The sequence below is a fragment of the Calyptranema fuscum S582 genome, from assembly GCF_055793305.1.
The window spans coordinates 67,146-79,703 of sequence record NZ_JBSLYH010000038.1; the positions used below are offsets into that span (position 1 = coordinate 67,146).

General features: G+C 49.7%; 9 protein-coding genes. 2 read left to right on the forward strand and 7 right to left on the reverse strand.

The annotated features are described in order from the left end of the window. Positions 1-58: 58 nt before the first annotated feature. Both ACR6Z4_RS22710 and ACR6Z4_RS22715 read right to left on the reverse strand, forming a co-directional pair. A complete protein-coding gene (locus tag ACR6Z4_RS22710; RefSeq protein ID WP_479719608.1) occupies positions 59-841 on the reverse strand; it encodes an RDD family protein in 783 nt (260 codons plus the stop codon). A gap of 13 nt (positions 842-854) precedes the next feature. After that, positions 855-1,859, reverse strand: coding sequence for a DUF975 domain-containing protein (locus ACR6Z4_RS22715; RefSeq protein ID WP_479719609.1), 1,005 nt, complete (start codon positions 1,857-1,859; stop codon positions 855-857). 45 nt (positions 1,860-1,904) lie between these two features. Between ACR6Z4_RS22715 and ACR6Z4_RS22720 the strand changes: the two genes are divergently transcribed. Beyond that, positions 1,905-2,864, forward strand: a complete 960-nt coding sequence (locus ACR6Z4_RS22720; protein ID WP_479719610.1) for a stage II sporulation protein M — start codon at positions 1,905-1,907, stop codon at positions 2,862-2,864. A 103-nt stretch (positions 2,865-2,967) separates the two neighbouring features. Here ACR6Z4_RS22720 and ACR6Z4_RS22725 read toward each other — a convergent pair whose 3' ends face one another. Continuing rightward, positions 2,968-3,609, reverse strand: coding sequence for a Uma2 family endonuclease (locus tag ACR6Z4_RS22725; RefSeq protein ID WP_479719616.1), 642 nt, complete (start codon positions 3,607-3,609; stop codon positions 2,968-2,970). A 517-nt stretch (positions 3,610-4,126) separates the two neighbouring features. Between ACR6Z4_RS22725 and ACR6Z4_RS22730 the strand changes: the two genes are divergently transcribed. Continuing rightward, positions 4,127-7,024, forward strand: coding sequence for a BPSL0067 family protein (locus ACR6Z4_RS22730; protein WP_479719611.1), 2,898 nt, complete (start codon positions 4,127-4,129; stop codon positions 7,022-7,024). Positions 7,025-7,500: 476 nt separating this feature from the next. On the opposite strand, the gene ACR6Z4_RS22735 is transcribed toward ACR6Z4_RS22730, so the two are convergent. From ACR6Z4_RS22735 to ACR6Z4_RS22750, 4 genes are all read right to left on the reverse strand, one after another. Next, positions 7,501-8,238 (reverse strand): MOSC domain-containing protein, encoded by a 738-nt coding sequence (locus ACR6Z4_RS22735; protein ID WP_479719612.1) that lies wholly within the window; start codon positions 8,236-8,238, stop codon positions 7,501-7,503. Between the two features lie 202 nt (positions 8,239-8,440). Continuing rightward, entirely contained in the window at positions 8,441-9,190 is a 750-nt protein-coding gene (locus tag ACR6Z4_RS22740) for a hypothetical protein (protein WP_479719613.1), read from the reverse strand. A gap of 94 nt (positions 9,191-9,284) precedes the next feature. After that, entirely contained in the window at positions 9,285-11,831 is a 2,547-nt protein-coding gene (locus tag ACR6Z4_RS22745) for a CHASE2 domain-containing protein (RefSeq protein WP_479719614.1), read from the reverse strand. 204 nt (positions 11,832-12,035) lie between these two features. Further along, positions 12,036-12,558: DUF1822 family protein (locus ACR6Z4_RS22750; protein WP_479719615.1), on the reverse strand; the 523-nt coding region annotated here is incomplete at its 5' end.

A 12,558-nucleotide genomic window follows, 5' to 3' on the forward strand; every position in this document is an offset into this window, starting at 1 on the left:
GCGGGATCTCCTGGCGAAAGGACAAAGAATTTAAAGGATGATAGAAAGAGGCGATGCATCATGATTGTTGTTGGTATGCCAGATAGACCGCTTCTAAAAACAGATCAGGGGTCATATCTTGGGGCAGTTTTTCCAGAGCAATGATATCTTTTAGCTGACGGGCAAGTTGGAGGCTCAATTGACCTCTAGCACTGGTATCCATCAGCGATCGCCGATGGAGATAATCGCGAATAACGGCAAAATCATCGGGAAGTAATGCAGCCATATTAGATTGATTGAGCAATTGTTGGGCGATATCGGGGGATTGCTCCGCCAGTCCCAGCGTTTTTTTCACCACGGGTCTGATTTCTTGAATCACCAGGGTTCCGGCAACCCAATCTCCCAAACGTTTCTCGCGCTTCCCTAAAATAATCAACACAACCCCTAATGACAGCAGATCATCGACCGGACGCAGCATCGCCCGCAGAGTTGCCTGCCCCAATCGAGCAGGGCGACCATCATCGCGAATGACGCGGATGTGAGCAAATCGTTTTCCTGGCGTTCTGCCTTGCCCTAAGGTTTCAAAAAAGATGAAGTAGCCAACAAAAATAGCAAACGTCAGAAGCAGGGCGATCGCCAGCAACCAGTTGGGCAAACCGCTGTAGTTGATATCAGTTGCCTCCAAATACAGCAACAGTTGCGTTGAAAACAATGCCCAGGCCATGAGAAATAGAGCCAACCCTATGCCCAGGATGATGTAGTCGATAAACAACGCAAATGCCCGATTGCCAATGCCTGCCAGGGTAAATTCGAGTTCGACACTTTCGGGAGTTCTGAGGGTGACGTGGTTAAAGAGGCGCATGACAGTTCCCACTCTAAAGGCTATCAAAACTATCTCGGTCAGTCAGGTTGCGATCGCACAACCGCAACCCCAATCCTTCTCGGCGGCTACGCAGATCGTAATAAATGACCGCCTTGACCGATTGCCAAAACGGAATTAGAACAATGCTAGACAGCAACGCAACGCCATATAACACTAAAAGATACAGCGAGACAAACCCAGGCGTGCCTTGTGCTACAACCCGACCCAACAGCACCTGAATCACAGCAAAACTAATTTGCACAATCGCCTGAATGGGAATAGTAATTAAAAACGCAACCCACCATATCAGCAAAATTCGCATAGCGTTACCTTGCGTCAGATTCCAACTGCGACCGACGGAGGTCGATGCACCAATTCCAGTTTCAACGGCTAAGGGAACTTCAGCGATTGTAAACCGGGCAAAAAACCAGCTCAGGGCAGTAGCAAAGAAAAATAAGACAGTGATGCCCAAAATGATCGCAACCCCAATTACCCACGGATTGGGTCCGGCATTGGGTGCCAGCACCCCAAAGGGAACCATCACAACGACCGAAGCAATCGTGATGACGATGGTAACCAGGATATATAGCCCCATGGAAGCGCCAAATAGAATGGCAATCACCAGCGAGGAAACAATCAAAAACCCCCACACCCGAGCTTTGGCATGGCGGCGGGCAGCCCGCACCGTTTCCGGTTGGTTAACCAGTTCACCAAACGCCAGCCGCGAGATCAGGGCAATTTCAGACAACGACTGAGCCGCCCCATAGGACAACAAAACTGTCCACGCCAGGAGCATGAGCCAGAGCGCCGGAGTTTTGCCAGCATCATTGACCAACAGCAGCACAATGGGAATCAACACGACAAACGGCAATAAAGCCCACAAAATGGCGATCGCCGCAATGCCCAAATAGGCTTTAAAGCGAAAGCGATAGAGTTGTAAACCCGCAGTGACCACGTTCCCGACGGTTAGCAGTTCGATCAGGCTAAGAGAGCTGGGGGGAGCAGGACTCTGGGTCATGAGTTAGACTCCTTGAAGAGAGGGATATTGCTCAATACATTGCCTATGAACGTCCAACGGTGGATTGCCCGACGAGAACCAGACTGGAAGCGCCTGGATGCGCTGCTCAAGCAAGTCGAGAAAAAAGGATTGAAGTCACTACAGGCGAATGAGATTAAGCTATTAGCCAGTTTATATCGATCTGTTTCGGCAGATTTGGCACGAATCAGAACAAATCAGGTGAGTCAAACCCTGGCACACGATTTGCAAGCCCTGACATCTCGTAGCTACAACCAGATTTACCAGGGTTCTCGGCGACAAGAATGGCAAACCGTCCGAGAATTTTGCCTGTGGGGATTTCCGGCAGTCGTCCAGCAAACTGCCCTCTACACAACCCTGGCAACCGCGATTTTTGTCATCAGTGGCATAATTGCCTGGTGGTTTTCCTGGCGCGATCCGCAGTTTTTAAACTTGGTAGTGCCGACCGAGTTAATCCAGATGGTACGCGATGAAGGAAAACTATGGATGGGTTCGATTGTCGGCACCGAACCCCTGGCATCCAGCAGCATTATGGTGAATAACCTGACGGTATGCTTTCGGGCGATCGCCGGAGGTATGACTGCCGGTGCATTTACCAGTTATATTCTGGCGTTCAATGGCATATTGATTGGGGCGATCGCCACCTTAGTCGGGCAAAACAACCTGGCATATCCCTTTTGGGCATTTGTCTTGCCGCATGGTTCTTTAGAACTACCCGCCATCTTCCTCTCCGGTGGAGCCGGATTGCTCATCGGGCGCGCCCTTCTGTTTCCCGGCACATATAAACGCATTGATGCCCTGCGCTACTACGGTGCCCAAGCGGTGCAACTGGTCTATGGCATCGTGCCGATGCTGGTGATTGCCGGAACCATCGAAGGATTCTTCTCCCCCAATCCATTTATCCCAGACCCAATCAAATACCTTACCGGAACATTGTTATTCGTCTTGTTGATCCACTATTGCGGTCGCAAAAAGCCTGCAACGTAACTGCGTAGGAACATGGATTTCATCAAACCGAATTCTTTTCGGGAGGGCGACGGCTCCGCCGTCGCCCTCTCAAAACGAATTACAGGTTCATCAATTTTGATCCTTAAAATCGGGCACGTAACGCTTGCACTGCCTCAATCTCATCCTCTTTAGCCTGGTCTAAAAACGCATACAACCATTCTTTGGGCACTTGCGAAAAGGTGGGGCTAACACTCACCTCAACATAAACCCCTGACTGAAGCTGATAAATTCGCCAGACTTTGCCATTAAACCGCCAAAATTCCGGCACTCCAATCGTGGCATAAAACTGATTTTTCTGAATATCCGTATGGGTAATGTCTACTTCAACCACTAAATCGGGCGGTGGATCTTGGGAAAAATCGACATGGCGACCTTTCACCAACGGTTGATGTTGAATGTAATAGGCACTATCAGGTTCGGCTCCCTTCTTCAAACCGGGATAATTCATGGTCGTTGAACCCATCGACTTTACCCGCATTCCCAAAGATTCGATCAGCGTGACAATGAACCGTTCAATCAAGCTCCGATAGAACTCATGATCTTCGAGTGGCATGGTAATTTCTAGCATTCCCTCGTCGTAAGTGAGGCGAGAACCCCGAGATTGGGGCAATGCAGCCAAAATTTGCAGGTATGACCCCCACGAAATTCCTCGAATCACGACCCGCTTTTCTCCGATCGCAGGGTATGGAAGTTCAGTTGTTGGTTCTGGTGATGCGATCGCCATACTATCCCTCACGTCCGCTGGGTTGACCGAGAAATCTTGACCCACACAGGTTTGCTAACATTCTAATGCCATCCGCATCTCTCCGATGCGATAAAACGGGTGAGCCAACCATCCCCAATCCACGCATCCCCAGTATTTTCAAAAAATGCCGGGGATCTCACATACCCTTTGAATTGCCCCAGAAACCATGATGACCCAGGACGAATTGCTTGCACTCATCGACCAGGCAGCGGCGGAAGGCTGGACAGAACTCGACCTGTCGGGCATGGGGTTCACACTGTAAAACCCGCAAAGTTTTATAAATGGAAATCTTTAAACCATCAGTACTGCTTCAGTATTCAAAATTATCCAAAATTTGCTTGATGCAGTGAAACCACTGGCTCAAAGAGTCACTTTAAACCTGGATTAAAGAATTTAACCTTTGAGCGTGACCTGGATTTGCTCGGGGCATAACAAGGATTGAAGAGATTCATTTCAACCCCTTGTTTTATCTCAGCTCAATAATCCATTCAAAACAATGCTAAGCAACTCAAACTCCGACAACTTGCGTCATGCCAATTCCGAGTTATCAGCTACCACTCCTCTAACCGCTCTAAACCGCAACGCTTCCCCTTTCGAGATCACGCTACCCCATCCTCCATCGTCGAGCGGTCACGCCAACCGAGATACCCTGGAACAAGCCTTACAGCTAGCAGAACAATACCTGAAAGCTTTCGCCACGAGCCTAGACTTTTCTGCTTCCATGGAGACTGCTTTTGGCAACAACTACAACACCCAAGAAGCGATCGCACTTTCAGCCCAATGGGCTAATCAAGATTTCAGCAAACTGCCCCACATTCAAGTCTGCTCAGGAGACGACCTGACTGGAGCCTATGGCGCTTTCAGCGCTGAGACCAACACGATTTATCTATCCAGAGATTACCTCAACCAAAATGCACATAATGTTGATGCCATCACGGGCGTCATTCTTGAAGAAACTGGACACTTCATCGATGCCCAAATTAACACCACTGACTCAGCTGGCGACGAAGGCGACATTTTCTCCCGTGAGGTTCGAGGCATTGCCATCAGTACAGGCGAGTTATTAGAGTTGAAAGCTGAGGATGATCATTCAACCATTTTTATCGATGGCAAAACTCTAACGATTGAGATGTCTAGAGTGGAGGCTGTTGTGTTTAATGGGCGTCTGTATCAATCCATGCGCGGCATGAATAACAGTGTCTATACTCGCTCTTCAGCCGATGGTCTAACGTGGAGCACCTGGGTTGCGAATGGTGCTACATTAGATACCCCTGAATTAGAAGTATTCAATAATCGGCTCTACCAAACTATTCGCGGTACAGATAACCAGGTTTATACTCGCTCTTCAGCCAATGGAACGACTTGGACGACCTGGGTTGCGAATGGTGCTACATTAGATACCCCTGAATTAGAAGTATTCAATAATCGGCTCTACCAAACTATTCGCGGTACAGATAACCAGGTTTATACTCGCTCTTCAGCCAATGGAACGACTTGGACGACCTGGGTTGCGAATGGTGCTACGTTGGATACGCCTGAATTAGAAGTGTTTAATAATCGCCTCTACCAAACCATTCGCGGTACTGACAACCAAGTTTATACACGCTCAACGTCTAATGGAACGACTTGGACGGCTTGGGTTGCTAATGGTGCTACGTCGGATACGCCTGAATTAGAAGTGTTCAATAATCGGCTCTACCAAACTATGCGCGGTACTGACAACCAAGTTTATATGCGCTCAACGTCTAATGGAACGACTTGGACGGCTTGGGCTGCCAATGGCGCGACCTTAGATGCCCCTGAGTTAGAGGTTTTTAATGGTCGCCTTTATCAAACTATTCAGGGTATTGACAACCAAGTTTATACCCGCTCAACGTCCAATGGAACGACCTGGACAACTTGGATTGGCAACGGCACAACCTTCAGTACACCTACATTGGCGGTATTCGGTAACAAACTCGTTCAGGGTATCGAAGGTACAGATCAGAGGATCTATACCCGATCTTTGACCAACATATCAACAGCAACCTGGAATTCTTGGAAAGAGACTGGTGGCTTGACTGTCCGCGACCTAACCGCAGCTAATATCAATGATTTTAATGGAGATGATAAAACCGATGTCGTCTGGCGTGCCCCTGACGGCAAAGTCATCCTATGGCTTGATAAAGACCATACCAAACGGGTTGAGATTGGTCAGATAGGTAATGATTATACTTTCCAGGGAACTGGTGATTTTAACCGGGATGGTTATGTTGACATCATGTGGCGGAAGAACACTGGAGAAGTATATGCCTGGTACATGAATGGTACTCAGTTTGTAAAATCCGAACTTTATGGCGGCTATGACCCAAGCGCAACTGTGCAGGGGTTTGCAGACTTAAATAAAGATGGCAAAACCGACGTGATTTGGCGTTTAGCAAATGGCAATATTGTTGCCTGGTATGACCGTGACCATACCAAGCGTTCTGTTCTACAGTGGGCAGCACCGGATATCACCTTTCAGGGAACAGGCGATTTTAACGCAGATGGCAACATCGATCTGATGTGGCGTAAGAACAGCGGAGAAGTTTATGCCTGGTACATGAATGGCAATCAGTTTGTCAGGGATGAACTTTATGGTGGCTATGACCCAAGCGCGAAACTCCAAGGCTTTGCTGATTTGAATAAAGATGGCAAAACCGATGTCATCTGGCGCTTAGCGAATGGCAATATTGTTGCCTGGTACGACCGTGACCATACACAGCGATCTGTTTTACAGTGGGCAGCACCAGATATAACCTTTCAGGGAACAGGTGACTTCAATGCAGACGGCAACATCGATTTGATGTGGCGTAAAAACAGTGGGGAAGTGTATACCTGGTACATGAATGGTACTCAGTTTGTCAGGGATGAACTTTATGGTGGCTATCTCTCTAATTATCAGATGCAGACAAAGCCTATCTTCATAAATTCAGCACCCCCAGGGTTAATGGTCACGCCCACAAAACTTGCAGAACTAACAAGTGGGGGGTTGCTTGGTCAACCTGGTAAGGATATGGATGGATACTATGGTGCTCAATGCTGGGATTTAGTGGCTTATGCAACGGAAAATATGTCATCAACCTCCAACTGGGAATCAGGAGTTAATGTCATGGCAAATGGCAACGTTGCTGTGGGAACCGCGATTGCAACTTTCCTGGGACCAAATGGCGCTTACGATAACCCTGTAATTGTCAACGGAAAAACCGTATGGGACCAACATACGGCGATTTTTGCGGGTTATGGTACACAGAACGGAGTATCTGGATTTTGGGTATGGGATCAATGGTCAGGTGTCACTATTGGGAAGCGTTTCTATGGCACTGATCAATCTGGACGCCTTGACGCAGACAACTATTATGTCATTCGGGTTTAGCTTCACCTCTCTTTCGGTAGGATAGTTCTTCCCAAAATCACAGATTTGTAGAAAGCGATCGCACTCTTCTTTCAAAGTGCGATCGCTTTCTTGTTATTAGAAGACTGCGATCGCCACGTTGACATAGAAAAGTGGGCAATTAGATTTTAGCGATCGCTCAACTGATGGCTTCACACATCCCTCTGATCTAGGTAGATCACCCACCCCTATCGACTAGCCCGTTGCGAAGGCAATGCGAAGCGCGACGTGCCAACCCCACCATTAAACCCTTCGGAGGGGGTTTGGGGGAAGCGGGCGTCCCCCAAAAAGGGGGTTTGGGGGATATCCCCCAAGCTGAGATTCTGTCACATCACAGGCGTCTTACCCCGCACGAACATTTACAGCAATTTCCAATTAGTAAAGTACAAATTGTTGTGTAAGAGCCGCGCTCCGCGCGGCTCTTACACAACACCCGTAATTTATCCAGTTACAAAGCGCTATACATCATGAAAGGCGATCGCATTCCAGAAATAGCGAGATGACACCTGATGATTGACCAATTCAATCCCTTCTGCTTGCAATGCCTCGCGTTGATGGGGAATATGCTGAGTCAGTAAAGTAGCATCCCGTGCCACAATCCGATGCACCGGCAGATCAGCAGGTGCTTTTTTCATCAGGATAGGAATAGCGCGATAGTAGCTAGACAGCACACCCAGAGCAAGGATAACATCAGACGTTCTGACGACTTTGCCGGGAGGAATACGAGCCACGAATTCAAAAAATCGCTCTTTGGGAACGTCCGATAAAGCAGGGAATGAGAAAGGGGCGATCGCCACCGAATCACCGACTTGAATCAAGCCATCCTGCACCACCATTCCTAAAACGCCCCGATGCCCTTTGATCTGCCGCATCAAGCCAGGACGAATCGTATTCAAAACGCTACAGGGTTCGCACGAAAACATCACCCGAATCACGGCTTGTGAGCCAACGTGCAACACTTGACCTGACATCAATGACTCAACGACTCCATCCAGCACCAGATTTTCGCGCAATTCCCCTGGTTGCAGATCAAAGGCGTGAAGCGTAGACAAACTCACAATCAAAACCTGCCGGGGATTGCCCACCTGAGCATGAGCATCTCCCTCAATGCCATACCCGCGTTGCAGTTTGAGATGAGACTGCGATCGCACCCCAGATCCAGAAGTAGGTTTAGAGAAGAGATAGGCAACGTTCATCTAGACGATTCATAACAAACAGGCGATCGCTTAAACAAAAGATTCACTCTGATTGTGAAGTAATACCAAACTAAACGAATTGTTGGGCATATCGAAGTTCAGGAGGGTCTTGGCACTGCCAAGCCCGTACAGAGATCTGTCGTCCTCTTAATTCAAATTGGTATAAGGCAGAGCCTTACTTCACAATCAGGGCAACCCCAGACTAATTGGTGCAAAGATGGGTACTGATGCCTTCTAGCGTTCGTCTGACCTCTGCGGACGGAGATTCGATGGCATAAAGGGTTTGCAATGCATCTGACCAATAGCCATGCTCAGCAAAGTAATGGGCAGTCTCCGCACTAATGGTTTCAGCAGTGGCACCTGTGGCTTGCAGTTGAGCATCCAGGGCAGCCAGTTCAGCCGCAATTTGGGCTTGCTGATCAGCACCCATCACCTGGAACAGATAGGAAGCTGTAATTGCCTGTCCATTAGACAATTCCCAGGTATACATTTGCCCCGGTTGCAACGCTGCACCATCAAACACGACAAATTCCATCCCTGGTTCTACAGTCTTACTCCACAACAATTCATCGGTATCGAAGTTGTAGAGCTTAATCTGAGTAGCTTGCCCCTGCCAGATAAACATAGGGCGATCGCTCCAGACGACATCGGTGCTGCCCACTAAACCAGGGCTGATAGCACAATAGGCACTGCGAGAGCCAAGGGGGGGTTCGTCACGCGCCAACAGCACAAGAATATCTTCCAGTGGATTATCGGTATTGCGCGATCCTAAAGGAGGTTCTCCGCCCTGACCGCCCGAAGAGTTTTGGGCATATCGCTCAGCCGGAGCGACCCCTCCAGACCAGGATTGCGCCAGGGTTGGCAGCGCCAGAGACACTGCGATCGCCATGCCCGATCCAATGCAGACCATGCGCCGCAGGTATGATGAAGGCACAAACAGGGGACGTCTCATAGTTGATGATGGCTCCGTAGAGGGGGATGGCTTGCATTCAGACTCAGTCGCATTTGAGCCGATTGAGGGCAAGCACAATTTAGTGTTGTCAACACTAGTCATTTGGTTTCTTCCTTAAGACTAAGAGGGCATAAGTCCAGAAAATAGACGAGGGCAACAACCAGGGAAAGAGAAGACCCGCAGAAATATAAACCTGTAGACCAAACAATCCGTAAAGGACAGTGGCACTGCCCAAACTCAACGCAAAATAGCGTCGGTGTTTGCGACTCCAGGGTTGGCTGCGCTGGCGGTGTTCAATCAAACTGGCTGCCCCTTTGCCAAAGACAATGGCAACAGCGACCATCCACAAGTCGGGCACCGGAATGACCCAGTTGCGGTTGAGCAGGTGATAAATCATATAGGCATGAGCTTCTGCCCCGGTGAGAACAGGTGGCAGCTCAGGATGCAGGCGATCGCGCCAATATGCCATCGCATCGGGCATGGGAAAGCTATCGGCTGACTCTTGAGCAATGCCTGCTTCTGCATACCCACCGGGGGCAATAATCGCTACCTGTTGGGACAGATGCGGCAGATCAAGTTGAGTGTCTGATAACAGTTCCCAGGCGGGAATGCGATCGTAGACCCGATCAGAAGGGATGGAGTAATCAATAATTGGACGCAGCCAGAGTTGATTAAAGTTTTTAGACGCCTCTGTGATGGGGTGGAAATGGGTTTGCCGGAGTTGAGCGGATAGACTGTCAGGAGACACCTGTTGCAGACTGGCGTGTAGCAGCTGAGCCCGCAAAGCCGTGGCACTGTCGAGATCAGGTTTCGGTGGCGCTGGAGTTTGCGCCTCTTGCCGGGTTGCTGCCACCAGCGAGAGCAAATAAGCAAAAGGACACGATTGCTCACACACATCCGAGCTACGAGGTAGCTGGACATGGGTTGGAAAGCTATTGATGGTGCCTTGCAAACTCCAGTTGGGGTCAGCAATGCCGGTAGCTTCACCGACTCCAGTTTCTCCTTCAGCCGTTAAAATTGCTGCAAATACAAACCAGGTTGCGTGGTCTGCGATCGCCGTTCGCACAGACTGACCCAAGATCGGATCGTTGCCCGTTTGCTGGCGATCGAGCAGGTAATCAATACCCACAATCGGGGCATTATTTTGGACAAGGTGATCGATCAAATCTGCCAGGTAGGCGCGATCGAGCGGATTGGGATCGCTCATCTGCGATAGCCGAATTGACTTCTCATCAATTTGTATCAGCGTCACGGGTGGCGTGATCATCTGCGGTAGCTGTTGCGTCAGATCTCGATAAACCGCTTGAACCCAGACTCGGCGATCTAATAAAACATTTTGTACGGTTGGGACTAAGCTCAGACTACAGATTGTTGCTACGGCGATCGCCTGTATCGGGGTAGGTAAAATAGCTTGTAGTTTTTGCTTCCATCCTTGCGGCTGGATACGAAACAGCGTTGCATCAGGATGACGAAAGAAAGATGGTAATAAGTGAGCCGATGGATAAGTAAAATTCTTTTCTAGTTTGAGAAACTGGCACGCAGCTAATAACGATTCATGGGCGTCTTTATGGTGGGCTAAATGTTGCAAAAATCGCACTAAAAATTCTTGTGCCACCTGGTTATGGATCGGTTCGCGCATCACAGCGACCTGACTCAAACCCAGGTCAATCAACGATTCGGCAATACTCAAGCCACTGCAAGAGTTGAAGATGGCAAACTGAAGCCCGTTATCTTTGGCTTGGGTCAATTGGGCAGCAATTTCACTAATTCGAATCGACGTACCTGGGGCGATCGCCAATTCGCCGCCGGTGATCTGAGTTTCGTTACTATGACCCGCAAAAAACAAGACATCCCAGCCTTCATCATCGGCGATCGCCCGACTGATCTGATCGTTGACATCTGCCGGAGTTTGTCCGGGTTGCCAACCGATAAACCGAACTTCAGCAATGCGCGACAGCGATCGCACCGCTTCCTGATCTCTATGAAAATTTAGCCCTGTATCATCTCCCAAAATTGCCAAAATTCTGGCTTTACGACGATGGGATACGGGTTTGGCATGAGAAGCTTCTGCTCGAATATTGGCAGGGGTGCGGACAATCCGGATCGTTTTGGTTGACCCAAATTCTGTGCCAATTTCCCACGCTTCCCAGGGGAACCGGGCTAACGCCAGCGGCAAACAGGTGAGAAACACATCAACATGGGAATTGGGTGGCGATAGTTCCCCATTGCCCTGCGCGATACGCGCCCGAATGTCAAACAATTCAGCACTTCGCAGCCAGCGATAAAACTCATACAGCAATTTCGCTTCTGCTTCCACTAAGCGGGCATGCCAATCGACCTGAGGGGGGGCAATGCTACCACTTTCCGCTGCCCGTCCACGCATGGGCAAGTGAGTATTGGGGTCGATATCGAGCGATGCATCCATAGGGGCGATCGCACTCGTCGCGGGCAAGGGCATTCGTACCGTTTCATAAAAACTCAGATACACCCGTCGCCATTCTTGATACAACGCCGTTAGCATCGGCGGATAAGGCAGCGTCGCCGAAAGTTGCTGTCCTCGTCCCCAAGACAGTTCAAACAGACAAACTTTTTCAATCTGCTGTACTTTCAGGCGCAATGGCTCGGCGGAGGAAGAGGGCATGGGAGGAGGGGAGGTAAGGGGGGTGGGGGAGATGAGGGAGATAGGGGAGGTGAGGGAGATGAGGGAGGGAGTTCGTAGGGTGTGTTAGGCGCTAGCCGTAACGCACCACACGTATTTTATTTTCACGCAAGTATTTTATTTTCATGCAAGTCCTTAACAGCGAACGGTGATTCAAAACTTAAACCTTTACCATCCTGTAATCCCTTATTCCACGCGATCGGGGTCAAAGCTGAAGGGTGGCAGGGTAATGACGACGCCATTTGCCAGGTTGAGGGTCACCCAAAATTGTTCGTCCCAGGTGCCGACAACACGGGCATAGAGGTAGCTGTCTTGGGACGTTTCGCCAAAAACACGTTCGACCAACACTTGCATCTGATCTTGAACTCTCAGCCCTACCCCCAGCGGTAAAGAGGTGCTGGGTTGTGCGCCCAAAATCAGCAGCAGTGACCATTCTGGGGGTTGGTTGGGGGCACCGGGGTCGAAGGGCAACGCCCAGGTCATGACGTAGAGCCGCAGGGCAACGTTACCCCAACGCAGGTCGCGATAGGCACCACGCGCTTCAGGGGCGATCGCCAATCCGGCAGCTTCGAGTTGGTGGGTCACAGCTTGAAATTCTTCGACCGCCGATCGCATCGCAGAAGCGGCTGGGGTAAAGGCTGGCATCAGCACCCAGGATAGTTCTTGAGCCAATTCATCCAGTTGGTCGTGCAGCCACAGGCCCACGTTG

Coding starts and splice junctions, on each gene's coding strand:
- ACR6Z4_RS22710 (WP_479719608.1), bottom strand. CDS start 841: ATGCGCCTCTTTAACCACGTCACCCTCAGAACTCCCGAAAGTGTCGAA.
- ACR6Z4_RS22715 (WP_479719609.1), bottom strand. CDS start 1,859: ATGACCCAGAGTCCTGCTCCCCCCAGCTCTCTTAGCCTGATCGAACTG.
- ACR6Z4_RS22720 (WP_479719610.1), top strand. CDS start 1,905: ATGAACGTCCAACGGTGGATTGCCCGACGAGAACCAGACTGGAAGCGC.
- ACR6Z4_RS22725 (WP_479719616.1), bottom strand. CDS start 3,609: ATGGCGATCGCATCACCAGAACCAACAACTGAACTTCCATACCCTGCG.
- ACR6Z4_RS22730 (WP_479719611.1), top strand. CDS start 4,127: ATGCTAAGCAACTCAAACTCCGACAACTTGCGTCATGCCAATTCCGAG.
- ACR6Z4_RS22735 (WP_479719612.1), bottom strand. CDS start 8,238: ATGAACGTTGCCTATCTCTTCTCTAAACCTACTTCTGGATCTGGGGTG.
- ACR6Z4_RS22740 (WP_479719613.1), bottom strand. CDS start 9,190: ATGAGACGTCCCCTGTTTGTGCCTTCATCATACCTGCGGCGCATGGTC.
- ACR6Z4_RS22745 (WP_479719614.1), bottom strand. CDS start 11,831: ATGCCCTCTTCCTCCGCCGAGCCATTGCGCCTGAAAGTACAGCAGATT.